Annotated in this window: 24 protein-coding genes; 8 read left to right on the top strand and 16 right to left on the bottom strand. The window is 52.5% G+C overall.

Annotated elements, in window-relative coordinates; all coding sequences use genetic code 11:
• Positions 1–51 precede the first annotated feature (51 nt).
• Complete coding sequence (locus CAG64_RS22680; RefSeq protein WP_021706259.1) at positions 52–1200, top strand: mannitol-1-phosphate 5-dehydrogenase; 1149 nt, start codon at positions 52–54, stop codon at positions 1198–1200.
• A gap of 48 nt (positions 1201–1248) precedes the next feature.
• Positions 1249–1779: an MltR family transcriptional regulator gene (locus CAG64_RS22675; RefSeq protein WP_161489070.1), complete on the top strand. Its 531-nt coding sequence runs from the start codon at positions 1249–1251 to the stop codon at positions 1777–1779.
• A 6-nt stretch (positions 1780–1785) separates the two neighbouring features.
• On the opposite strand, the gene CAG64_RS24005 is transcribed toward CAG64_RS22675, so the two are convergent.
• Positions 1786–1911: a hypothetical protein gene (locus CAG64_RS24005; protein WP_272924832.1), complete on the bottom strand. Its 126-nt coding sequence runs from the start codon at positions 1909–1911 to the stop codon at positions 1786–1788.
• 7 nt (positions 1912–1918) lie between these two features.
• Positions 1919–2254, bottom strand: coding sequence for a hypothetical protein (locus CAG64_RS22670; RefSeq protein ID WP_161489069.1), 336 nt, complete (start codon positions 2252–2254; stop codon positions 1919–1921).
• 213 nt (positions 2255–2467) lie between these two features.
• On the opposite strand from CAG64_RS22670, the gene speA reads away from it, so the two are divergent.
• Complete coding sequence (gene speA / locus CAG64_RS22665; protein WP_161489068.1) at positions 2468–4378, top strand: arginine decarboxylase; 1911 nt, start codon at positions 2468–2470, stop codon at positions 4376–4378.
• Positions 4379–5314, top strand: a complete 936-nt coding sequence (gene speB / locus CAG64_RS22660; protein ID WP_161489067.1) for an agmatinase — start codon at positions 4379–4381, stop codon at positions 5312–5314.
• Between the two features lie 111 nt (positions 5315–5425).
• Here speB and CAG64_RS22655 read toward each other — a convergent pair whose 3' ends face one another.
• On the bottom strand, positions 5426–6262 hold the full coding sequence (locus CAG64_RS22655; protein ID WP_021706264.1) for a M15 family metallopeptidase: 837 nt from the start codon (positions 6260–6262) through the stop codon (positions 5426–5428).
• 193 nt (positions 6263–6455) lie between these two features.
• On the bottom strand, positions 6456–6911 hold the full coding sequence (locus tag CAG64_RS22650) for an Lrp/AsnC family transcriptional regulator (protein ID WP_021706265.1): 456 nt from the start codon (positions 6909–6911) through the stop codon (positions 6456–6458).
• A gap of 149 nt (positions 6912–7060) precedes the next feature.
• On the opposite strand from CAG64_RS22650, the gene CAG64_RS22645 reads away from it, so the two are divergent.
• Positions 7061–7981 (top strand): DMT family transporter, encoded by a 921-nt coding sequence (locus CAG64_RS22645; RefSeq protein ID WP_161452278.1) that lies wholly within the window; start codon positions 7061–7063, stop codon positions 7979–7981.
• Positions 7982–8094: 113 nt separating this feature from the next.
• On the opposite strand, the gene CAG64_RS22640 is transcribed toward CAG64_RS22645, so the two are convergent.
• Positions 8095–9072: an arginine deiminase-related protein gene (locus CAG64_RS22640; protein WP_161489066.1), complete on the bottom strand. Its 978-nt coding sequence runs from the start codon at positions 9070–9072 to the stop codon at positions 8095–8097.
• A gap of 328 nt (positions 9073–9400) precedes the next feature.
• Here CAG64_RS22640 and CAG64_RS22635 point away from each other — a divergent pair, with 328 nt between their 5' ends.
• Positions 9401–11254: an ABC transporter ATP-binding protein gene (locus tag CAG64_RS22635; RefSeq protein ID WP_021706268.1), complete on the top strand. Its 1854-nt coding sequence runs from the start codon at positions 9401–9403 to the stop codon at positions 11252–11254.
• A 40-nt stretch (positions 11255–11294) separates the two neighbouring features.
• Here the strand turns inward: CAG64_RS22635 and CAG64_RS22630 are convergent, their stop codons facing one another.
• Together CAG64_RS22630 and CAG64_RS22625 are read right to left on the bottom strand one after the other, a co-directional pair.
• The gene (locus CAG64_RS22630; RefSeq protein ID WP_161489065.1) at positions 11295–12077 is read right to left on the bottom strand and encodes a helix-turn-helix transcriptional regulator; all 783 of its coding nucleotides are present in this window, start codon (positions 12075–12077) and stop codon (positions 11295–11297) included.
• Positions 12078–12087: 10 nt separating this feature from the next.
• Positions 12088–12621, bottom strand: coding sequence for a YbhB/YbcL family Raf kinase inhibitor-like protein (locus CAG64_RS22625; protein WP_161489064.1), 534 nt, complete (start codon positions 12619–12621; stop codon positions 12088–12090).
• Positions 12622–12826: 205 nt separating this feature from the next.
• On the opposite strand from CAG64_RS22625, the gene CAG64_RS22620 reads away from it, so the two are divergent.
• Entirely contained in the window at positions 12827–13531 is a 705-nt protein-coding gene (locus tag CAG64_RS22620; RefSeq protein ID WP_161452269.1) for a DUF445 domain-containing protein, read from the top strand.
• A gap of 54 nt (positions 13532–13585) precedes the next feature.
• On the opposite strand, the gene CAG64_RS24000 is transcribed toward CAG64_RS22620, so the two are convergent.
• The 5 genes from CAG64_RS24000 to CAG64_RS22600 form a co-directional block, all read right to left on the bottom strand.
• Positions 13586–13714 carry a hypothetical protein gene (locus CAG64_RS24000; protein ID WP_040902863.1) on the bottom strand — a complete coding sequence of 43 codons (129 nt, stop codon included), beginning with the start codon at positions 13712–13714 and terminating at the stop codon, positions 13586–13588.
• Positions 13715–13738: 24 nt separating this feature from the next.
• Positions 13739–14674: a bile acid:sodium symporter family protein gene (locus tag CAG64_RS22615; RefSeq protein ID WP_161489086.1), complete on the bottom strand. Its 936-nt coding sequence runs from the start codon at positions 14672–14674 to the stop codon at positions 13739–13741.
• Between the two features lie 206 nt (positions 14675–14880).
• A complete protein-coding gene (locus tag CAG64_RS22610) occupies positions 14881–15780 on the bottom strand; it encodes a peroxiredoxin family protein (protein ID WP_161489036.1) in 900 nt (299 codons plus the stop codon).
• Positions 15777–16292, bottom strand: coding sequence for a TlpA family protein disulfide reductase (locus CAG64_RS22605; protein ID WP_161452262.1), 516 nt, complete (start codon positions 16290–16292; stop codon positions 15777–15779). The genes CAG64_RS22610 and CAG64_RS22605 overlap by 4 nt, the downstream gene beginning before the upstream one ends.
• Positions 16293–16302: 10 nt before the next feature.
• Entirely contained in the window at positions 16303–16995 is a 693-nt protein-coding gene (locus CAG64_RS22600) for a cytochrome c biogenesis protein CcdA (protein WP_161489035.1), read from the bottom strand.
• Between the two features lie 210 nt (positions 16996–17205).
• On the opposite strand from CAG64_RS22600, the gene CAG64_RS22595 reads away from it, so the two are divergent.
• Positions 17206–19530 carry a winged helix-turn-helix domain-containing protein gene (locus CAG64_RS22595; RefSeq protein ID WP_161489034.1) on the top strand — a complete coding sequence of 775 codons (2325 nt, stop codon included), beginning with the start codon at positions 17206–17208 and terminating at the stop codon, positions 19528–19530.
• A gap of 63 nt (positions 19531–19593) precedes the next feature.
• On the opposite strand, the gene CAG64_RS22590 is transcribed toward CAG64_RS22595, so the two are convergent.
• The 4 genes from CAG64_RS22590 to CAG64_RS22575 all read right to left on the bottom strand — a co-directional run bounded on the left by CAG64_RS22590 (position 19594) and on the right by CAG64_RS22575 (position 22888).
• Positions 19594–20070: an Lrp/AsnC family transcriptional regulator gene (locus CAG64_RS22590; protein WP_021706277.1), complete on the bottom strand. Its 477-nt coding sequence runs from the start codon at positions 20068–20070 to the stop codon at positions 19594–19596.
• Positions 20071–20194: 124 nt separating this feature from the next.
• On the bottom strand, positions 20195–20413 hold the full coding sequence (locus CAG64_RS22585) for a hypothetical protein (protein ID WP_161452257.1): 219 nt from the start codon (positions 20411–20413) through the stop codon (positions 20195–20197).
• A gap of 216 nt (positions 20414–20629) precedes the next feature.
• Positions 20630–22120 (bottom strand): sodium/proline symporter PutP, encoded by a 1491-nt coding sequence (gene putP / locus CAG64_RS22580; protein WP_021706279.1) that lies wholly within the window; start codon positions 22118–22120, stop codon positions 20630–20632.
• A gap of 69 nt (positions 22121–22189) precedes the next feature.
• Positions 22190–22888, bottom strand: coding sequence for a 1-pyrroline-5-carboxylate dehydrogenase (locus tag CAG64_RS22575; protein WP_161489033.1), 699 nt, complete (start codon positions 22886–22888; stop codon positions 22190–22192).
• Between the last annotated feature and the right edge of the window lie 22 nt (positions 22889–22910).

Below are 22910 nucleotides of genomic sequence, written 5' to 3'. Positions count from 1 at the left end.
CGGACCTCATCTTTAAGATTCGTTAGTCACTTTTTTGGTAGGTAACAGATTATGAAAAATGCAGTACATTTTGGTGCGGGTAACATCGGCCGAGGCTTTATCGGCAAACTGCTGGCCGATGCGGATGTGGAAGTGACCTTTGCAGACGTCGATGCCCCTCTGGTTGACCAACTCAGTCATAAACAAGAATACAAAGTAAAAGTCGTCGGTACGGAATGCACCATTGACACCGTTACACATGTCACCGCCGTGAATTCGACCAGTAATGATGTGATTGACCGCATCGCGAATACCGATCTGGTCACCACGGCCGTCGGCCCGAACGTACTTGACATCATTGCCAAAACCATCGCAACCGGCATCGCTAAGCGCTTTGAGTCCGGTAACGATAACCCTCTGAATATCATTGCCTGTGAAAACATGGTGCGTGGCACTACCCACCTGAAAGGCGAAGTCTACAAGCATCTTGATCCGGCGCTGCACACCAAAGCGGATGAGCTGGTAGGTTTTGTCGACTCAGCGGTTGACCGTATCGTTCCACCAGCCGAAGCCGCCAATGACGATCCTCTGGAAGTGACCGTCGAAAGCTTCAGCGAATGGATCGTCGATGAAAGCCAGTTCAAAGGCGAAGTGCCGGACATCAACGGCATGGAAAAAACCGATAATCTGATGGCGTTTGTTGAGCGTAAATTGTTCACTCTCAACACTGGCCACTGCATTACCGCGTATCTCGGTTGCCTGAAAGGTCACAAGACCATTCGTGAAGCAATTGAAGATCCTCAGATTCGCGCCGATGTAAAACAGGCAATGGAAGAGAGTGGCGAAGTGCTGATCCGTCGCTACGGTTTCGATCGGGCATTTCACGCCGCGTACATTGAGAAAATTCTCGGACGCTTTGCGAATCCGTATCTGGTGGATGAAGTGGATCGCGTTGGACGCCAGCCAATTCGCAAATTAGGGCCAAACGATAGATTAATCAAACCATTACTGGGTACAATCGAGTATGGCACGGATAATCACATGCTGCTCAGAGGCATCGCCGCAGCGTTGAAATACACCAACGACAGCGATCCACAAGCGGTCGAGCTGCAAACATCGCTACGTGAACATGGCTTGAGAGCCACTCTGGCTCACTACACCGGTCTGGATGAGAACGGTGCAGAAGCCACGCAGGTTGAAGCTATCTTCAACCAATTGTAAGTCTATGGGGCCATATGGCCCCTTTTGAATCACAACGTTAATCACTTTATGGCAGACCAGTTAAACGAAACCGAAATCTTAGAGCGTCTCAACAATACCCCCTCGGTACGCGGTTTTTTTATTGCGACGGTGGAGATATTCGAAGTCGCCATTGATGTGCTGATGCAACGAATTTTCCGCAAAGACAACTTCGCGGTTCAATCGGTGGTTGGCCCTTTGCTGCACGATTCCGGTCCATTGGGTGATCCGGCGGTTCGTCTCAAATTGTTGTATGGTTTAGGCGTTCTGCCCGACTCGATTTACCACGATATTGAAGATCTGATTAAGCTACGTAACAAGCTAAACAGCGATGGTGCTGAGTACGAATTTACCGACCCGACGATACTTGAGCCAATACGCAAACTGAATCTGGTGCAGAAAATGGGCATGGTTCAACTTGAAGTCATGGAACCGGATGGCGATATCGATCTGGATTTTTATCAGTTGCAACTACAGCGGCAACAACAAATCATTAAATCCGGGCTTTCGCTTGCCATTGTCGAAATGTGCAGTGAGCTGGATAAAGAAAGCCCATTTTAGATGCGTTTATTTTTGTGGCGCATACGCGGTCGGGACAATAAACAACGAGAAGAACGTACCCGCAATCAGTCCACTGACCAACACCAGACCGATATTCACCTGTCCGACTGAATCCGGCCCTGTGGCGAACACCGGGTGTTTATTCCGGCAGCTTCATGACAGCACTCCTGAGGTTGCGGCTCATCTGTTGCAGTGGCATCCGACATAATACCTGATGGTCGGGTTGGATCACCCGGACGCTGATGCCATCATGCAAGCTCTGTAAACTGGTTGTCACGACTGGTTCACCAACCTTCACCCCTTGCTCGACGATCACCATGCCGTTGGCAATGTTGTCGCCCAACTGCACGGTTTGGCGGGTAACACGCTGATCCTTGCCTATCAGCCATACATTGCGCTGCTGGTCAGCGGCCACAATCGCATTCTGAGTGAGAAAAACACGCTCATTTCGGCCGTCGATAGCAGAATTTTTCATAGATATACAGCAGTGATGATTCGTCAGCGAATCGCGCCGTTTTTCAATCGTGACGACAAATTTTAATCATTAGACTCACACCCGCTTTTGTCCGTTAATGCGCGCTGACGCGACACCGTGTCGGGTGTGACCTCCACCAGCGGCAGGTCACGGTTTTCTGTTTTATCTTGGTGGCCGACTCAGCCAGCAGATAACGATTGCTTGAGATGAAATGTGGAACAAGTATCCAAACTAGACAGCGTACGTGCTGATTACAACGTCCATTACTGGAGTCAGGGTTTTTACGGTATCGATAACAACGGTGAAGTTTACGTTTCGCCACGCAACGATAATGCGCATCCGATGCCGCTGAGCCAGATTGTACACCAGATCGAACAGCAAGGTCTCAGCTTGCCGGTGTTAGTGCGTTTTCCGCAAATTCTGCATCAGCGAGTACACAACATCTGTCAGGCATTTAATCAGGCAATTGAAGAGTACCAGTACCCGAACAATTATCTGTTGGTGTATCCGATTAAGGTAAACCAGCAGCGTGAAGTAGTCGATGAGATACTGGCCAGTCAGGCTCAGCTGGAAACCAAACAATTGGGTCTGGAAGCCGGCAGTAAACCTGAACTGCTCGCAGTACTGGCCCTGGCGCAGAAAGCCAGCTCAGTCATCGTCTGCAATGGTTACAAAGATCGTGAATACATGCGTCTGGCTCTGATCGGCGAAAAACTCGGTCATAAAGTCTTTATTGTGCTGGAGAAAATGTCTGAGCTCGACTTAGTGCTGAAAGAGGCCAAAAGCCTGGACGTAAAACCCCGGCTTGGGATCCGCATTCGTCTTGCATCGCAAGGCGCAGGCAAATGGCAGTCCAGCGGTGGTGAGAAATCTAAGTTCGGTCTTTCCGCATCGCAGGTACTCAATGTGATGGATCGGCTGCGCAGTGAAAATATGCTTGATGCGCTGCAACTGGTGCATTTTCATCTGGGTTCGCAAATGGCCAACATTCGTGACGTGCGCAACGGTGTCAATGAATCCGCCCGCTTCTACTGCGAACTGCGCAGCATGGGGGCACACATCGACTATTTCGACATCGGTGGCGGCTTGGCGGTGGACTACGACGGCACACGCAGCCAGTCGTCCAACTCGATGAACTACGGTCTGGCGGAATACGCACGCAACGTAGTGAATACCGTTGGTGACGTCTGCCTGCAGTACGGACAGCCAACGCCGGTGATCATTTCGGAATCAGGCCGTTCACTGACGGCACACCATGCGGTCCTGATCACAAACGTCATCGGCACCGAAGCGTACCATCCGGAGAGTGTCTCTGAACCGGAGTGGCACGACCCTCTTCTGCTGCAAAATATGTGGCGTAACTGGGAGTGCCTGCAAGATGGTATGGATGCTCGCGCACTGATTGAAATTTACAATGACACTCAGAGTGACCTGGCCGAAGTGCATTCTCAGTTCGCCACGGGCGTTCTCAACCTGCAGCAACGTGCTTGGGCAGAACAACTGTCGCTGAGAATATATCATCAGCTCAGTCACAAGATGAGCACAAAGAACCGTTTCCACCGGCCGATCCTCGACCAGCTTAGCGAACGTCTGGCAGACAAGTTCTTCGTCAACTTCTCGTTGTTCCAGTCGCTGCCGGATGCCTGGGGTATCGATCAGGTATTCCCGGTCCTGCCACTGTCAGGACTGGACCGTCTCGACGATCGCCGCGCCGTGATGCTCGACATCACCTGTGACTCTGACGGAGCAATCGAACAGTACGTGGAAGGCCAAGGCATTGAAACGACCCTACCCGTACCAGCGTGGACCAAAGATCAACCCTATTTGATGGGCTTTTTCCTGGTCGGTGCGTATCAGGAAATATTGGGTGACATGCACAACCTGTTCGGCGACACGCACAGCGTGGTAGTGAACATCCATGACAATGGCCAGGCTGAACTGACGTCGATCAACGAAGGCGATACGGTGGAAGATATGATGCGCTACGTCCATATTGATGTAGACAGCATCCGTGAACATTACCGCGAACTGGTGCGCCTGCGCGTATCCGGCCACGAACAGCAGACCATTCTGGATGAACTGGAACAGGGTCTGAGCGGGTATACTTACTTAGAGGACTTTTAAATGAATGATTTGTTTAGCAAAACCGATTATTCACTCTATTCCAATGCGATGACATTCCTGCGTCAGCCTTATCAGCGCAATCCATTGGAAAGCGATGCCGATTTGGTGGTGCTTGGGGTTCCGCTGGATATGGCGACATCAGGACGTCCCGGTGCCCGGATGGGCCCGGATGCGATTCGCCGTGCATCAGTGAATCTGGCCTGGGAGGGTAAAAAGTTTCCTTGGGAATTTAACGTCTTCAAACGCGCCAAAGTGATCGATGCTGGCGATCTGGTGTTTGATTGTGGCGACGCAGAAGATTTTACCTACCGGCTTGAAGCGGCCACCTCAGAGATTCTGAAAAGCGGCAAAACCATGCTGGCACTGGGAGGGGATCATTTCATTACCCTGCCCATCCTGCGTGCTTATGCCAAGCACCACGGTGAGATGGCGTTGATTCATTTTGACGCGCATACCGACACCTACGCCAATGGCAGCAGTTATGATCACGGCACCATGTTTTATCATGCGCCGAATGAAGGCCTGATCTCACCGAAACATTCGGTTCAGATCGGGATCCGAACCGAGTACGCTCAGGAGCGTCATGGCTTTAATGTCATCAACGCGATGCAAGCCAACGATCTACCCGTCGCTGACATCGTCACTCAGGTCCGCGACATCACCGGTGACAAACCGGTTTACGTTACGTTTGATATCGATTGTCTGGATCCGGCTTTTGCCCCGGGGACCGGTACACCGGTCTGTGGTGGACTCAACTCGGACAAAGTGCTGAAAATCATTCGCGGCCTGGCCGGGATGAACATTGTCGGCATGGATGTGGTGGAAGTATCGCCGCCCTACGATCAGAGTGACATTACCGCACTGGCTGGCGCCACCATTGCTCTGGAGCTGATGTACGCTTGGGCGTTCAACCGCGACAGCGAAAAAACCGCCTGATCATCGGTCCAAAAAATAGCCCGAATGGGGCTATTTTTGTTGCTATTCTCTGGGTTTACGTAAACGAAAAAAGGAGAATTACCAACAGCGTATCGTCCCAAATAGGTGGCATTATTTGCGCGAAGGGGCCCAATTAGAGAATTTTTTCGTTACCTTCTGAACACAAATCGCCCGGGCCTGTTCGTGTACCGCCTGAGTGGACGCTTTCATGCAGGTCAGGTAGTCAGCAATGTATTTTTCGAAAACCCCTCGCGCTTTGCCCGGTTCCGCTGCCAAACGGTTGACCAGCGCACGCGGTCCGACTTCAAAGTGCTGTGAATCAATGGGGTAGTTCCAGTAACCGCCCCAGGTCAAAAAACCGTTCTCAGCGAAAATATCGATCACGTCTTCTGCCATACCACTGCGAACCGGTTTGCCAGCCCGGTAGGTATATCGGTTCAGATACTGCTTGGTGGATTGTTCGGGCTGTACACTGACCCGATTATGATCATCAATGTCGATAAACGGGTTCTGCACCGGATTGATATCAATAGCCAGACCAAATGCGTGTTTCGACCACTCCGTGCCGCCGGTCATCGGCCGGGCATTGAAGCCGCTGGTGTTGTTGGCCGTCATCGACGCTTTGTCACTGCCGTTGAAGTGTTCAATGGGCAGTACGGATTGCATCGGCACCTTGCGTTGATAGAGTGCCTCAAAAATGCGCTCAACACGATGCGCAACCGAATTCATCACCACCACCGCGCCTTGTTTGACCTCGCCATTAAAATCATAGTGGCGCACGTGTACCGTCGACAGGCGATCGCATTGAATCGGAGATTCATTGCTTATCGCCCCTTTTTCCCGCATCACTTTGCATTGTTGCGGGGTGATTGGCTCAACACTCGCCAGTGCCGACGTACTCAGCAGCAGTGGCAGCACAACAATCGATGACAGAATTTTTTCAGGCATGGGGCAGCTATCCGAACATGTCGCAACATTGAGAAAAACACACCTTGCCCCATCCTGAAACGCTTTTCAAGCGCCTGCGCTACAAGCGTGACAGAGTCGTCGCTTACGACCCCGCTTCATGTACCGAATCCCAGCCACTCTCCGACAACGAGCACGAGTCCTCTCACCACCGGTGTGCGGCACTCGCTGCTGATCAGATAAAGACAGGCAATATGCCCTCACCTTTGACCTGGCGAATCGCAAGATGGGTGTGGATATCTTTGACGTTTTCATGTTGCTGGAGCTTACGGATGAAAGATTCATAACCCGCCAGCTCTTTGCTGACTACCTCAAGCAGATAATCGTAGGCACCTGAGACCACGTGGCAACTGATCACCTCTTCCATCGCCATCACGGCCTGTTCAAAATCATCAATCGAACTGGCCTGATGATTATTGAGACTGACTTCAACAAAGACCGTCATACCCACCCCGATTTTGCTCTTGTTCAGGCAGGCACGGTAACCGTCGATCACCCCGCACTCCTCAAGACGTTTCAGCCGCCTCGCACAGGGTGAGGCGGACAAACCAACCATGTCCGCCAGTTCAGCCGTCGAGAGCCGGCCGTGTTGCTGGATCAACCTGAGCAAGTGACGATCGATTCGGTCCATTTTCAATCCTTTGCATTTTTCTATCAAAAAATAATTAAAACTGAGTTGATTCAATCATAGATCACTTTATTTTTACCACAACTTGCCCGGTTAATGCGTTATTTCCTTTTCATAATGGTATCCAATGTGTCCAACCTCACGAGACGGTTATGATTTCTGGGTATCTGGCGATACTGGCCACACTGTTGCTCTGGTCCGGTTTTTTTCTTTCACTTAAAGGCGGGGCGAATTCCGCACTGACTCCTGCGGATATTGCGCTAGCGCGCTTTATCTTCCCAGCCCTGGTGCTGTTACCCTGGGTAATGAAAGCGCGTCAGCAATTGCTGGCCGTCCCACGTCGTTACCACGTCGGCATGCTAGTTGGCTGCGGCCTGCCTTATCTGCTGGTGGCCAGCACCGCCATGCAGTATGCGCCCGTGGCTCATGGCAGTGCCCTGATCCCCGGAACACTGCCACTGTTTGTGTCAGCGATTGCCGTGAGTTGCTATGCTCAGCCGCTCAGCCGTCACCGTCTGGCTGGCCTGACACTGGTGCTCAGCGGCATTGGATTGTTCCTTTATTCCAGCCTTTCCACGTATAACTATGCGCAACTGAATGGCCACATGCTATTCCTACTTGGCAGCCTGATGTGGGCAATGTTCACCATCAGTGCCCGGGTCGCCAATCTGCATCCTTTGGTCAGCGCGGGTTATATTTCTCTGGTCTCTGCTGGCGCATTACTCGTATTGATTGTCAGCGGACGCCTCGACAGCCATCTGGCACAAACCGCCTTGGTCAACTGGCCGTGGAAAGAGGTCAGCGGGCATATCCTGCTACAAGGCGTTGGGGCGGGTCTGTTGGCGGCGTTTACCTATCTGCATGCGATTACTAAATTGGGTGCGGAGCGATCTGCGGCATTCGCTTCTGCCACGCCAGCTGTCGCTACTTTGCTGGCCATTCCTGTGTTTGGCGAGGTTCCAACGCCAGAAACCTGGACCGCGCTCGGCCTGATATGCGGGGGCAGCGTGATCGCCAGTAATGTCTTTATGAGAAACGACACCTCACTCGCCTACCAGCCACCGGGGCGCTGATGATCCGCGTTTTTATCCGCCAATCCAGTGTCGAATGGTAGTGAGACCAATAAAGTGGCGCAAAAACAGCGACGCCGCCCAATCATGAGCGGCGCCGACGGCAAACGGATAGGTTACAGCGGATTTTTGCGACTTGGCAGGAACACTTCGCCCAACATACAACGCACGCTGCCGCCACCGATGTCTTCAATGGTTTTCACATTAAAGGGCAGCAGTTTACCGTGACTCGACAACTGTGCGCGCTGCGCGGGTGAGAACGCATCAAACGCCGACTGAGACATCGCAATCACTTTGTCACCATTGACCGTTTCCAACTGCAGAATATTGCCGCAGAATCGGTTCATTTGATCTATCGAAATCGAGATCACCTGCTTGTCTTTGGCCAGTGATTTGAGCACGAAACGGCGTTCAAACTCCGGGATCACTTCATCACAGATCACGCAGAATCCTTCGCCAATCGCCATCATCACATTGGTGTGATAAATCGGATGGCCAGACGGCAATGCAGTCTGGAACGACACCACGCGTGAATAACCGATGCGCTCAGCATAATCTTCCAGCACTTCGCGATCACAACGTTGAGACAACGCCGCGTAAATTGTCCGGTTAACGTGATCAATCACCATCACGCCGGTACTTTCCAGGTGCGCATTGCTGTTGAGATAATCGACCAGTGAGTCCTGATGACTGACCAAACGGCCTGCGTCACTTAATGCCTCAACTAACGCATCAAGGCGAACTTCCTGCTGACGGTTCTGACACGCCATTGGGAACGTATAAAAGCCGCCTTCCGCCGTGGTACTGAACCAGTTATTCGGAAAAACCGCATCAGGCGTTTCCACTGCCGAAAGCGGATAATCAAACTCAACAACCTGCACGCCTTCACGGCGTAACGTGGCCACCATCGCATCAAATTCAGCCATTGCTTGCTGGCGTACCTGGCTATCGCTCAGGTCAACCTGATGCTGGAATTCATTGTCCTGAGCCGTCTCTGCGTTATACTTGAACTCCTTCGGCGGCACCATCACCACACAGTTGGCGTTCTGGACGGTCTGGTAATCCGGACTTAATTTTTCTTGTTCCTGCAACATGTTCGGACACTCATCTCTTCACTAAATTTATTCAGATTGTAAACATATTGTTAAGCCTGATTTTGCTGAATTTCAGACTTTCATCATCCAAAACTTAACGATTTAACTGAACAATAACCATTTTACAGTAATTTTCACTACCACCAAGACGTAATATTTGCGTTGCTCGCATATTATGCAAGTGAATGAAGTGGGAAAACCTGCCTAAATGTGCACATTTCATATACAATTGCAGCACTCTGCCTGATCAATACACCCAATAACCCCCTTGACGGATACAAACACCATGAGGTGACAGGCTGATGACGTTGGCTTTTTAGGACGAATTATGTTTAAGAAATTTGAAGGATTCACCCAACCTTTCCCCGACAAAGAACCGGAACAACCGCCTGCAGGTATTTTCGCGTTTTGTCGTTATTACACGCGCGGCTTTGAAATTCCACTGCTGATCATGTCTTTAATGGCCACCGTGGTGGCGATCGTCGAAGTATCGCTGTTTGGCGCAATGGGCAATCTGGTTGACTGGTTGTCGAGCAGTAACCCTGAGACCTTTTGGCAAGACAATCGCAGTGACTTGATGTTTTACGGCGGCTTGCTGTTGGTGGTCATGCCGGTATTGGTTGTCGGCTACTCACTGCTGGTCCATCAGACATTGCTTGGTAACTATCCCATGTCGATTCGTTGGCTGGCGCATCGCTACCTGCTCAAGCAAAGCCTCAACTTCTACCAGGATGACTTTGCCGGCCGCGTCGCCACTAAAGTAATGCAGACGTCACTGGCGGTGCGGGAAACCGTTATGAAGAGCATGGACGTATTTGTGTACGTTTCCGTGTATTTCACCTCAATCATTGTTTTGCTGGCTCAGGCCGACTGGCGCCTGATGATCCCGATGATGATCTGGCTGTTGTGTTATGTCTCGATTCAGATCTACTTTGTTCCGAAGCTCAAACAGGTCGCCTCCGAACAGGCTGATGCCCGCTCGACCATGACCGGCCGCATCGTCGACAGTTACACCAACATCGCCACGGTAAAACTGTTTTCACACAGCAAACGGGAAACCCAGTACGCAGAAAAAGGCATGCAGGGTTTTCTGGATACGGTATACCGACAAATGCGTCTGGTCACCGGCTTTGACGTCGCAGTGGAAATCACCAACTACATTCTGGTGTTCTCGATAGCCGCATTGTCGATCTTCTTGTGGATGGACAACGCCATCTCCATAGGCGCGATTGCGATTGCCATCAGTCTGGCGCTGCGGATTAATGGGATGTCGATGTGGATCATGTGGGAAGTCGGGGCCTTGTTTGAAAACATGGGTACCGTCGTCGACGGCATGCGCACCATGGCCAAACCCATCGACATCAAAGACAAACCCGGAGCGAAAGATCTGCAGGTACATCAGGGCGGCATTGAGTTTGATGATGTGAGTTTTCACTACGGAGAGGAGGCGAAAGGCGTCATCAATCATCTTAACCTCCACATCAAACCGGGAGAAAAAGTCGGCCTGGTGGGCCGTTCTGGCGCGGGCAAATCGACCTTGGTGAATTTGTTGCTGCGTTTTCACGATGTGGAAGGTGGCCAGATTAAAATTGATGGCCAGGAAATTTCACACGTCACGCAGGACTCGCTGCGTCGCAACATCGGTATGGTGACTCAGGATACCTCGCTGTTGCACCGCTCAATTCGCGACAACGTGCTGTATGGAAACCCGGATGCGACCGAAGACGATCTGCTCCGCGCGACCAAACAGGCACATGCGCATGAGTTCATTGAGACGCTCAGCGATCCGTTCGGCAACACAGGCTACGACGCTCAGGTTGGCGAGCGCGGGGTGAAATTGTCCGGTGGCCAGCGTCAGCGTATCGCCATTTCCCGGGTATTGCTGAAAGACGCGCCCTTGCTGGTGCTGGACGAAGCAACCTCAGCACTCGACTCAGAAGTCGAGGCCGCCATTCAGGAAAGCCTTTACGAACTGATGGAAGGCAAAACCGTGATCGCGATTGCCCACCGTCTATCCACCATCGCCGCCATGGATCGCCTGATCGTGCTCGACAAAGGTCACATCGTCGAGCAAGGCACTCATCAGGAATTGCTGGCAGCCAATGGCATCTACGCGCAATTGTGGGCGCACCAGACCGGCGGTTTCCTTGGCGAACAAGAGCCGGAGCAGCAAAGCGCGTAACTCACACATCACTGATAACGGCGGCCTCAGGTCGCCGTTTTTATTGCGGCAGTGTTCTGAGATATTGTTTGGGCGAAATGCCAAACCAGTGGCTGAAACGCTGGCTGAATCGCTCCGGCGATTGATATCCGCAAGCCAGTGCCAGAGCGAGCTGTTGACGCTCCCCTCCTTGCATTAACGCCAGTGCATGGTTCATTCTGACCTGCAGCACAACATCCCGAAAGCGGGTATCGTGCTTTTTCAAACGGCGAATCAATGTCGCCCGGCTGATGGCAAAATACTGACATACCTGCTCCATCGAATGCGCTTCACCCGGCGCTCGACTCAAATAACGAATCAACCGCACCAGCAGCGAGTCCTCTTCTGCCGGGAACAGCAGATGTAAGCGGCCGTGTTCCGCCAACTGTTGATAAAGGGCGTTTAACCAATGGGTCTGTGTCGCGAGACTGTAGCGCGATATATCAAGCTGGCTCAGGTGACGCAGCGTCTCTTGCAGCGCTTTATCCGGTTTTAACAGCGCCCCGCTGCCATCCGAGGCGCAGCCACGGCTATACTCCAGCATGTCGCAAGCAGGCGCGATGTGAAAGCTCACTTGCAGAGAACAAAACCGGCCCTGCGCCGGCCGGTTTTCAAAACTGAGCCGCTCACGAGCAGACACCAGCAACATCATCCCCGCCTCAATATCAGCAGTCTGGTGCGCCTGAAACACACGCTTACTGCCCGCTTGAATCCAGAACAGCGAAGGCACCAGCACCGCGACATTACGCAAATGTTGCGGATGCAAACCCTGATAATAACTGACCGAAAATGCCCGCTCTGTCATCACGCCTCCTTTAACGAGAATAGGTGGCCGTCAACGTTGCCTGATCCAAAGCGATACTATTGAGCATGTACCCGGCCAACGCTGGCGAGGCATTCTCAGGCAGATCCAGACTTTCAACCGGCAACGCCCAGACGGTAAACTGGTAGCGATGCATACCATGGCCTTGTGGTGGACACACACCGCCAAACCCCGGATGACCGTAATCGTTGCGCAGCTCCACAGCACCTAACTTGCCCAAATCCGCCCCTTTGGCCAACGCGGTGACCTTCGCCGGAATATCCACCGCGCTCCAGTGCCACCAGCCGCTGCCTGTGGGCGCATCGGGATCGTAAGCCGTGACCGCAAAACTCTTAGTCCCCTTGGGCGCCCCGCTCCAGCTCAGTTGCGGCGAATGATTCTTACCCGCACAACCAAATCCCTGAAACTCGAATTCCGCCCGCATCGGCTGGCCTTCCTGGATGTCCTGACTGTGCAACTGCAAAGCGAAAGTCGGCAGCGACGTCAGAGATGAAGCGGCGACCAACGCCAATAAAGTGGATTTCATGATGTTCTCCTCAAATGAAAGTGGACCTACATCCTAACCACTCGCCAACAATAAATAGTGACTGTAAGTATCCAAATAGCCCATAGAATAAACATTTCTGATACTTTTCGTTGCATCCTGACTTATCTTGCTGCGAAGACCTTGTCACACCGCGGGGGCATTAATATACTCTTGCTCCATCTATTCCCCTTATCGATAAGTCCACATGAACAAGAGCTTACTGACGAATATTGTTGCTATCGCCGTTTTGGCCGGTGGTTATCAGTTTGACAACCAGATCGCATTTTACGCTGGTCTGTTCGCTTTCTCCGGCGCCATCACCAACTGGCTGGCTGTGCATATGCTGTTTGAAAAAGTGCCCGGCTTGTATGGCTCTGGCGTGATTCCCGCTCGATTCGAAGAGTTTAAAGCCGCAATTAAAACTCTGATGATGGAGCAATTTTTCACCGACACCAATATCGACCGGTTTCTGAACAAAGAGATGTCCGGCGATAAAACATTGGATCTGGAGCCCGTGATCGCTAACGTCGATTTTAATCCGACCTTCGATTCGCTGGTGGAAGTAATTGCTAACTCTCCGTTTGGTGGCATGCTGGCGATGTTTGGCGGCACCGAAGCACTGCAACCACTCAAAGAACCGTTTGTCGAAAAAATGCAGGCATCCGTCATTGAAATCAGTCAGAGCGACAATGTCAAAGCGGCGCTGAAAGAGCAGTTGGAATCGCCGGCGATGATGGATGAGATCAAGCACAATATCGAAAACATCATCGATCAGCGCCTCAATGAGCTGACACCTCAACTGGTCAAGGAGATCGTGCAGAAGATGATTAAGCAGCACTTAGGCTGGCTGGTGGTCTGGGGCGGCGTGTTCGGCGGCCTGATTGGAGTACTGACTGCTCTGGTTGCCTGATAACCGGATGAAAAAAGCCGCTCAACCGAGCGGCTTTTTTAAACCAACTTACCCTTAACGCCCACTGAGCGCCTGAATCAGCCTCAGGTGCCAGGTGATTTCACCGTACGACAGCAAGTCAAACAGGGTAAAAAACACCACACAGATGATCGCCAGTTTTATCAGTCTTTTTACTATTAACATCTTTCTCTCCGGGAGCACTGCTTTTCAGGACTCCGTCATCACCGCATCACAACCACTCTGACGTCGCGACCAATACCCGGCCAGCGCTGAACCACTGATATTATGCCAGATAGAAAATATCGATCCGGCGATCGCGGCACCGGGGGCAAAAAATTTCATCGCCAACGCCGTTGCCAGTCCGGAATTTTGTAACCCGACTTCAAATGCGATTGTCCGGCACACTCGTTTATCAAAGCCCAACATTAAGGTGACCCAATACCCGGCCGCCAAACCAATCGCATTATGCATCATGACAGCCACCAGCACCACGGGGCCAACTTCCCGGAGTTTACCGGCCGTCAGTGCCACGACAATCGCGATGATGAAGACAATCACGGCCATTGAAATAAGCGGCAGAAACAGCGCGACCCGCTCGACCAGCCGATGCAGATACGTGTTGACCACCACGCCCACCACCACCGGCAGCAGCACCACTTTGAGCAGGCTGACAAACATGCCCGCCACGGGAATATCCACGCTCTGCCCAGCGAGCAACTCCACCAGCAAAGGAGTCACCGCCACCCCGATCAAGGTGCTCAGTGCCGTCATGCTGATGGACAGCGCCACGTCACCTTTCGCCAGGAAGCACATCACGTTGCTGGCAGTGCCGCCCGCCACGCAACCGACCAGAATCATCCCCACCGTTAGAGTTGGGTCAAATTGCATAACGCGAGCAACCAGTAACGCCACCAGCGGCATCACGGTGAACTGCAGCGCGACACCAACGGTCACCGCGGCGCGATTCTTTAGTACATTGGCAAAATCTGCCGGCTTGAGCGTCAATCCCATCGACAGCATGATGACAGCCAGTAGCGGCACAATCAGAGGTTTAAAGTCGACAAACCAGTGAGGCTGAAACAACGCGGCCGCCGACAACAATACCGCCCAAAGCGGAAAGAGATTAGTGATCATCCTTAACATCAGAACCTTATCCTTGCAGATCGTTTCAAGCAATAGCGCCGCAGCGCCTTACCGTAGAACCGATAAATACCGAGCGCCTATCTAACCAAAATTGCTCTCTGCCGTCGATACTATTAACAAAAGGATAAGCGTCTGAGAGCAAACGGCGTCCGAATTAACCGCAGACGCCGTGCATAACAAAAGCCGTGAAAGACCTTGCCGAACCGTTAAGGTAACTCGCCCCGCGCTGTGATGCGCCCACGCGGATTGACCTCAATCTGATACGGTGTGGCATGCACGCCATAGGCGTGGAATATCGCGTTGCCGTGATCAAAGATCAACGGAATATCCAGTTTCATGCGCTTGGCAAAGTCGTTTGCCACAGACTCATCGACATAAAATGGGCTGATCACTCCCACCCAGGCCCGGTCAGACTCGGACGCCACTTTCTGGTTCAGGAGCGCTATTTTATTTTCGCAATCAGGATAGTGGGGCATCGGACACATGGAGTCCAAAAATACCAGCGAGACAGCCTGAGGCTGCAGGTCGAGCAACGATGCCAGAGAAACGGATTGACCGCTTAGCGTCTGACGATCAAACTTGGGCGCGTTGTCTCCCACATCAGGGCGGCGGTAGTCGGTGGCGAGTGTGTCAGCTTCGGACACGGCGGCACTGGATGCTGACGTGCTGGCCACTTTAAGATTGAGCGAACGGCTTAACTCATCATCGCTGCCAGAAAACACCACCCGCCCTTCTTCAATCAGCACGTGATGCGGCGTCTGCCAGATTTGCATCTGGTTCATCATGGCAAATCCACGGTCCAGTACCAACGGCGTGACCTGAGGAAAGAATCGTTGATAATCTTTCATTTGTGCCTGGGTAATGTTCAGATCCGGCTGGATCCAAACGGTCGGAAACTGGTCCGTAAAAGTATCTGGCAGCGAATCGACGTATTTCAGCGCACCGCTTTTGGCATCGTAATTGTCCCAGATATTGAAAAACACCAGATGCGTATTGTGCGTCAGTTCAATGGATTGGCCGGCGACACTCTCAACACGATGCGGCAAACTGGTTGCAGCCGCGGAGAAACACATCAAGCTCAGCGTGATTAGTGTTAGGTAGTTCATCGTTGTTCTCCTTGCGGCTTGTCTTCAGACCAATGTTCGATCATCTGGTCAAGTTGATCCGTGGCAAGAAACGTGCGATAAGCGATATGGCCGTCGCGGTCAATCAGAATGTGCTGCGGCGTACCCACCACGTTAAAACTACGGGTAATGGCGCCATCGGCATCAAACACCACTGGCAGGTCATAACCATTACGCTGCATATAAGCTTGTGCGCCTGCCGGCGTCTGGTTAAAGCCCACGTTAACGGAAATCACTTCCACCTCGTCCCCGTAATTGTCCTTAATAGACTGCAAATGCGGCATCTCCGCTTTGCAGTAGTTGCACCACGTCGCCCAGAATTTTAGGTATACCGGCTTTTCGCCACGAAACTGGCTGAGGTCGATACTACGACCAGTGAGTGTTTGAGCCGTGAGTTCCGGAGCTTGAGGCAGCGCCGCCGCATGGGTTGTGCTGACCAAGCCAAGTTGCAGGGCCGACACCAGCCCAAACGCGCTAAGAAGCGTTTTTTTCATAGTAAGTTCCTTATCGTAGGAGGGTAAAAATCTGCCAGAAGAAATAAAAAGACGCGGCAAACATCGGTAATGCCATCAACCATTTGACCACCAACATCCAGCGCCCCGAGCGTGGAATGGTCGTCAGCAGGCCCGTAAAAGAGCCGGCGGCGATCAGCAAGGCACTCATGCCAAAAGCGAATACGAACATCAGGCTCGCTCCCCAGGCCGGATTCCCGTCTGCCGCGACGTACATCAACATCATGCCGAGTACCGGGGAGGTACAGGGCGCCATCACCAGTCCAGATACCGCGCCTGCCAGTAATACATTCAGCCAGGCACTTCGCACCGAAATTGCCGTGCTTGTCATCAGGTTGGGCATTGCCACCCATCCCGACATCCAAAGCGCCATCAGCAGACACAGGCCAGCCACCAACAGCAAAGTCAGTGGATGCGTGGCCACGGTGCCAAACAGTTGCCCACTGCTGGCGGCCAGGTAGCCAAGCAGGCTGTAGACCAGCGCTAGGCCGAGGACATACAAGAGTGAAAAAGCCACGCTTTGTGATCGTGTGCGGGCCTGGCTGCCCACAACCGAAACCGTGATCGGCAGCATCGGATAAACACACGGAGTCAGGCTGGTCAGCAGACCGGCGGCAAACACCACAGCGAGTAAATAGAAGGAAGGTTGGCCTTGAAACAGCAACGTCTGAATGGTGGTTTCCATCGTTCGGGTCCTGAGAGCGTGAAGTTGCCTCAAGTTATATCCTGCCTAACTTCCGGCCATATCAGATCGGCCTAAAATCCAGCTAAAATCGAGATAAAATCATCTAAAATCCCACCGAAAACGGCCCATAACGATGACCAATACCATTGAGCCCAAACATGGAAGTGATTTACTATTCCGTCACGATTTTTTAAACAGCCGTGTCCGACTATGGTTCGATTTGCCCATTTTGAATTTGATGCACAAACCGGTTATCTGTATGACATGAGCAGCAATGACCAACGCCAGGAAATTAAACTGCGCCATAAAGTCGCCGAGCTACTGTGTTATCTGATCGAACATCGCGATCGTGTGGTCAGCAAAGACGAGCTTCTCGGCGCACTGTGGCAGCATGGTGAGTTCCGCGATACGTCTCTGACTCAAAGTATCCGCGATCTGCGCAAAGCACTGGGGGACAAAGCGCAGCAACCGCATTATGTACGTACCTATCCGCAACGCGGCTACCAATGGATTATGCCGCTTGCCACCGACGCAGCCGTGACGGTTGACGAGATACCAGCGAGCCAAGACATCATCATACCCAAAACGTCACCCAACTGGCTCAGGCTCAGCCGTGTCCATTGGGCAGCGCTTACGTTATGTCTGGTGGTTACCGCCGTGGCTGCCTGGCAACTGCTGCCATGGACAGCATCCAAGCCACCATCGGCCAGCGAGCATGTGGTTGTCATGCCGTTTCATAACCGCTCTGGCCTGGCAGAACTCAACTGGGTAGAACTGGGGCTGGCAGACATGCTGTCTATGGTGCTGCGCCAGAATGCGCAGGCAGACATCACCTCCCCCAGCCAGAGTCAGATGTGGCTGTTAAACGCCAACCTGACGCAACCGACCTCAGAGAGCGACATTCGTACGTTATTGAATGCACGTCAGGCCGATGTCGCCATCACCGCCGCTGTCCGGTTGTACAATCAACAGCAGGTGCTGGATTTCCGGCTGATCCACGCCGATGGACGCATACAGCAAGGCAGTATCAGCTATCCGTCGTTACCGGGGGAAATCTACGCCGTCGGGGAGCAAATCAACCTGCTGCTCAATCCGCAGGCAATGCCAAAGAAAAGCAGTGGTAAAACCTTCCTCAAACTCAGTTCTGAAAGCTTTGCCGAGGGGATCAGTGCACTTGAGCAGCAAGGGGCGTATCAGGCTCGGCGTTATTTCAGTGCAGCGGCGGTGTTGGACCCTAGTGATCTGTGGCCCCAGGCTTATCTGGGTCGCAGCCAAGTGTTGCTTGGAGAGTGGACAAGCGCGGAGCAAACTCTGGTTACCGTCGCCAAACAGCTCACCGACAGTGATCCGGTGCTGGCCGCGTTCGTTGCGGTCTGGCACGCTGAATTGGCCCGGCGGCGCGGCGACGAAGACCAGCAGCCACGAGTGGCTCAGGCAGTCGCGCTGGCCGAAAAAAGCGAAGACAAAGCCCTCAAGCTGCTCAGTTATCGCCTGGCGGCCAGAGCTGCCTGGGCCGCGATGCAATGGCGTGATCATCAGCAGTGGCTCACTCGCGCCCGGGCGCTGAGCGATAATCTGGTGGCGCTGGATGACCAGGCCGACATGTTGTTCTACCTGGGCAATCAGGCGAATGAAGGGCTGGAGCAGAGCCCTTGGTCAGACATCAGACAAAATGGCCTGCAACTGAGAAAGGCCCTGAATTACTATCAACAGCTGGATTACCGGCCACGCATAGCAGACACGCAACTGGCGATAGCTCGCAACTACAGCCTGCCGCTCAGTGAGCGGCAGCAGGCGCTGGATCAAGCCATCACCGCGTACCGTGAGCTGCATCAGCCTTACGAGTTGACAGAGGCACTGCTGTACGCGGGTTTTTTTCATCTCCAGCAGCATCAGGGCCGCCGCGCAGAAGCTTTATTCCGTGAAGCTCAGACATACGCTAAAACCTTAGGCAACCCGCACTTTCGTGAGATGGTTCGTTTTTATCTCGCGTTTGCCATGTTAGATCAGGGGCTGTTCGCTGCCGATCAGCTGAAGCTGCAGCAGGCAATCCAACGGATGACGGAATTGCTGCCTCAGTTGGATAATCCGCTGCTGGCACTGTCAACGCACATCTTCCTCGGTTGGGGGTACGCCGCGCAGGGTGACACGGCCAAGGCTGAACAGTATTTGCTTCAGGCCATCGAACTTGGGGACAACGGCAGCGCACCAACCACTCATCATTACGCGGTCTACTCGTTGATGAAACTCTATCTGGATCAAGGACAATACCAACGGGTGCTGGCGCTGCAACACTACCCGGTGACGACTCGGCTGCAGGCCCGTTATCTGGCGCGTGCTCACAGCGCGCTGGGAGAGCATCAAAGAGCGGTTGCCACTCTCGCACAATTTGCCCAACAGTTTCCGCACTACTGGGGAGAAACCGATCAACACCAGTTGGAAAACTACCAGCGCCTCGCCAGCGGTCAGACCATCCCATTGCAAATCGAACCGCAGGCGCATTCCGTGTATTGTGAAACCGAGTGGCAAAGCTGAGCACAAACCAAAAGGCCGTTCTGCGTCAGCAAACGGCCATAGATATCACAGGAATCGCACGAATTACAGAGTAGAAAGTAACTCTGGATTCACGCCGAATCCGGTTTTGTGTTCTTCGATCACCACTTCACTACGAGTCTGAATCACCCCGGGTAACGTCCCCAATTTGGACGACATAAAGTTCTGATACGCCTTCATGTCTTTGACCCGCACTTTGATCATGGTATCGAAATCTCCCGACAACGAATAACACTCTTCAATTTCGGGCATCATGGATACCGCAGCGGCAAACTTTTCGAAAATCGAAAAACTGGTCTGATCAAGGCGAATATGAATAAAGACCTGTACATCGAGGCCGAGCTTCTCGGGGTTTAACTCCGCATGATAGCCTTTGATGTAGCCTTCTTTTTCCAGACGTTTGACCCGATCGGAGCAAGGCGATGTCGTAAGGTTGACCTGACGAGCCAGTTCCACCATCGACAGACGGCCTTTCATATGCAGAGTACGGAGGATTTCGCGGTCAATGCGATCAAGTTCCATGATGGCTTCTCGTTGTTCTGTTAGCTAGCAAGATAATACTGGATCGGCTGGCAAGAAGGAATGCCGCGCGCAGAAACCAAAATGGCCGCATTTCGCGGCCATTTCAGCTAGTGTGTCAAACTTTTTAAGCAGCGTGAGCGTTCCCAATCGGGGTCGCCTTGCTCATCTCGGAGCGAGTGTTGCAAACCCGGCAGAACGCCTGTTGCTCCATCTTCACGTAATGCTCGCCCTGAAACAGCATGGCAAACCAGGTAAACACCGACTGCTCTTCGTTCTGACATCGCTTCATTACCATTTTGTGTGGGGTAATCTTACGACAGCAATGGCAGTACGCTTCCGGCATGATGTTTCTCCTTTTAACAAGTCCGAGGTGTCAGTTTTGTGGACACATTCTGCGCTTAATGGTTCCGGTTGCTCAAACTTTAGTATTAAATTCGTGACACTGTGCAAAAAAACGCGTCAGGGTATTGTCAAGAGCAAAGATATTACCCCGGTAACAGTTTGATCGAGATCAAAAACGCCCCGGCAAGCCGGGGCGCTGAAACGCAGAGATGGAGACTTAGTCTAGCTCTGCCAAGTGCTTTTCAAAGCTTGCATGCTGAGAAATGACCACTTTGTCAGGCGCGCCCGTTGCCAGGCTGACACCAACGATCGCCAGCGTCGAGAAGATGATGCCCGGTACGATTTCGTACACATCGAACCAACCACCGGTCAGCTGTTTCCAGACCACGATGGTAACACCACCAATGATGATGCCCGCCAGTGCGCCGTTACGGTTCATGCGAGACCAGTACAGGCTCAGTACGATAGCCGGACCAAATGCCGCACCAAAACCGGCCCAGGCGTAAGACACCAGACCCAGCACTGAGCTGTCCGGCGTCATCGCCAGCACCAGCGCAACGATAGAAATCGCGATTACAGCAATACGGCCTACCATTACGATCTCTTCTGAGCTCGCGTCTTTCTTGAACACTTGCTTGTAGAAGTCTTCCGCCAGTGCAGAAGAAGACACCAACAACTGTGAATCCGCCGTACTCATGATGGCCGCCAGAATCGCCGCCAGCAAGATACCCGCCACGACAGGGTGGAACATCGCGTTAACCAGCAGCATGAAGATTTTTTCACCATCGTCCAGAGACAGGTCACCTGTGCTGTTGACGTAAATCAGACCAACCAGACCAACCAGCATCGCGCCAATCATAGACAAGGCGGTCCAGATCACGGCAATGCGACGAGCAGTGGTCAGGTCTTTGTTTGAACGTGTCGCTTTGAAACGAGCCAGAATGTGAGGCTGACCAAAGTAACCCAGACCCCATGCAACCAGCGAGATGATCGCGACGGCAGTCAAAGGCTCACCTTTGGAATCTTGCCACAGTGTCAGCAGGTTCGGGTTGATGTTCGCCAGATCCGTCGACAGGTGACCAAATCCGTTTTCCATTGCCGCAATCGGTACGATCAGCAGTGCAGCCGCCATCAACAAACCTTGCACCAGGTCAGTCCAGGACACAGCCAGGAAACCACCAAACAGCGTGTAAGACACCACACACACTGTGCCGACGATCACCGCCGTGGTGTAGTCGAGACCGAAGACGGTTTCAAACAGCTTACCGCCTGCAACCAGACCAGAACTGGTGTAGAAAAGGAAGAACAGCAGAATGAAGAATGCAGAAATGGTCTGAATCAGTTTTGAGTTGTCATTAAAACGACGAGACAGATATTCAGGCAAGGTCAGCGAGTCAGTAGTGATACTGTAGGTACGCAGACGTTTAGCGCTGATCAGCCAGTTCAGCCAAGTACCCACCAGCAGGCCACCAGCCAGCCAGAATGCCTCAATACCCGCCGCATACGCGTAGCCAGGCAGACCCAGCAACAACCAGCCACTCATGTCGGATGCACCGGCAGACAACGCTGCTGGCCAAGGTCCCAGGGAACGACCGCCCAGGAAATAATCTGACGAGTTTTTCGTTCGTTGGTATGCGATCACACCGATAGCGAGCATCAGTATCAGATACACGATAAAGGTAGTTGTAATAGCGAAGCTATTTTCCATGTACAAAATCCTCTTAAAAAGATCGCCTTCAATATGGCCCCCTCTTGCGAAGGAGCCGACTCAGAAGGGCTAGTGGGTTTCGTTCCCTAGCTCAAGCAGGGTCGCGTTACCACCCACTGCTGTTATATTTATAGTTCGGGTGCGTTCGGTGATAAACCGAAGCGAGAGATGTGGATCGTGCGCCACAGGTGTTGCGTCCAGATCCGTTTCCGAAACCAGGCCAATAATTGCGCCTTCACGTTTCGCTAGTTGACGGTTAAGCGTACGCTCGACCGAGGTGGTTCCTACATACCCAACACTTCTTACGTCTGATTCCAGCAGCTGTTGATAAGCGTCGTAAGAGACAAACTGAATCAGGTTGGCAGGAATGGAAGACTGCTCAAAAGCAGCCTGCAAAGCCTGAGTTAACGGCAGATCATCACTGCATACCACGATGCCGTTTCCGGCAATCAGTGCAGCAGTCAGCTGTGCAACAAAGGCGTGTTGTGCTTTTTCACTCTGATCATTCTGGATGAGCAGAGCCACACCGCGGCCTGCGGTGTAGAGCTCGTTGGTTTCTCCCGTCGGCCCAACCAATTGATGCGGTTGAGCAAGCAGTGCCGAAGCCTGCTGAAGATGGTATGAGATCACGCCGGCAAGGCCTGGCATTCTCTCTTGCAGCGCATTTTTAAACGCCAGCAAACATTCACTTTTTGAATCGAAATCCGTCAGATTCCAGTTTTCCCATGCCGAGTAAGCATCAGAAAAGCGTGCAACTTGATGTACCATGTAGATTCTCCTTACTTACCGG

Source organism: Vibrio sp. V38_P2S17PM301 (assembly GCF_009904845.1).
In the GTDB taxonomy this organism is placed as follows: domain Bacteria; phylum Pseudomonadota; class Gammaproteobacteria; order Enterobacterales; family Vibrionaceae; genus Vibrio; species Vibrio proteolyticus.
The sequence above is the reverse complement of the archived record's forward strand: the minus strand, read 5'-3'. Positions and strand labels throughout refer to the sequence as shown.

What these genes read in the sequence shown, in the direction of transcription:
- CAG64_RS22590 (WP_021706277.1), bottom strand. Translation starts at nt 20,070, where the DNA reads ATGGAACTTGATCGCATTGACCGCGAAATCCTCCGTACTCTGCATATG.
- CAG64_RS22630 (WP_161489065.1), bottom strand. Translation starts at nt 12,077, where the DNA reads ATGACAGAGCGGGCATTTTCGGTCAGTTATTATCAGGGTTTGCATCCG.
- CAG64_RS22670 (WP_161489069.1), bottom strand. Translation starts at nt 2,254, where the DNA reads ATGAAAAATTCTGCTATCGACGGCCGAAATGAGCGTGTTTTTCTCACT.
- CAG64_RS22635 (WP_021706268.1), top strand. Translation starts at nt 9,401, where the DNA reads ATGTTTAAGAAATTTGAAGGATTCACCCAACCTTTCCCCGACAAAGAA.
- CAG64_RS22625 (WP_161489064.1), bottom strand. Translation starts at nt 12,621, where the DNA reads ATGAAATCCACTTTATTGGCGTTGGTCGCCGCTTCATCTCTGACGTCG.
- CAG64_RS22615 (WP_161489086.1), bottom strand. Translation starts at nt 14,674, where the DNA reads ATGTTAAGGATGATCACTAATCTCTTTCCGCTTTGGGCGGTATTGTTG.
- CAG64_RS24000 (WP_040902863.1), bottom strand. Translation starts at nt 13,714, where the DNA reads ATGTTAATAGTAAAAAGACTGATAAAACTGGCGATCATCTGTGTGGTG.
- CAG64_RS22585 (WP_161452257.1), bottom strand. Translation starts at nt 20,413, where the DNA reads ATGCCGGAAGCGTACTGCCATTGCTGTCGTAAGATTACCCCACACAAA.
- CAG64_RS22645 (WP_161452278.1), top strand. Translation starts at nt 7,061, where the DNA reads ATGATTTCTGGGTATCTGGCGATACTGGCCACACTGTTGCTCTGGTCC.
- CAG64_RS22640 (WP_161489066.1), bottom strand. Translation starts at nt 9,072, where the DNA reads ATGTTGCAGGAACAAGAAAAATTAAGTCCGGATTACCAGACCGTCCAG.
- CAG64_RS22575 (WP_161489033.1), bottom strand. Translation starts at nt 22,888, where the DNA reads ATGGTACATCAAGTTGCACGCTTTTCTGATGCTTACTCGGCATGGGAA.
- CAG64_RS22675 (WP_161489070.1), top strand. Translation starts at nt 1,249, where the DNA reads ATGGCAGACCAGTTAAACGAAACCGAAATCTTAGAGCGTCTCAACAAT.
- speB (WP_161489067.1), top strand. Translation starts at nt 4,379, where the DNA reads ATGAATGATTTGTTTAGCAAAACCGATTATTCACTCTATTCCAATGCG.
- CAG64_RS22605 (WP_161452262.1), bottom strand. Translation starts at nt 16,292, where the DNA reads ATGAAAAAAACGCTTCTTAGCGCGTTTGGGCTGGTGTCGGCCCTGCAA.
- putP (WP_021706279.1), bottom strand. Translation starts at nt 22,120, where the DNA reads ATGGAAAATAGCTTCGCTATTACAACTACCTTTATCGTGTATCTGATA.
- CAG64_RS22620 (WP_161452269.1), top strand. Translation starts at nt 12,827, where the DNA reads ATGAACAAGAGCTTACTGACGAATATTGTTGCTATCGCCGTTTTGGCC.
- CAG64_RS22680 (WP_021706259.1), top strand. Translation starts at nt 52, where the DNA reads ATGAAAAATGCAGTACATTTTGGTGCGGGTAACATCGGCCGAGGCTTT.
- CAG64_RS22610 (WP_161489036.1), bottom strand. Translation starts at nt 15,780, where the DNA reads ATGAACTACCTAACACTAATCACGCTGAGCTTGATGTGTTTCTCCGCG.
- CAG64_RS22655 (WP_021706264.1), bottom strand. Translation starts at nt 6,262, where the DNA reads ATGCCTGAAAAAATTCTGTCATCGATTGTTGTGCTGCCACTGCTGCTG.
- CAG64_RS22595 (WP_161489034.1), top strand. Translation starts at nt 17,206, where the DNA reads ATGGTTCGATTTGCCCATTTTGAATTTGATGCACAAACCGGTTATCTG.
- CAG64_RS22600 (WP_161489035.1), bottom strand. Translation starts at nt 16,995, where the DNA reads ATGGAAACCACCATTCAGACGTTGCTGTTTCAAGGCCAACCTTCCTTC.
- CAG64_RS22650 (WP_021706265.1), bottom strand. Translation starts at nt 6,911, where the DNA reads ATGGACCGAATCGATCGTCACTTGCTCAGGTTGATCCAGCAACACGGC.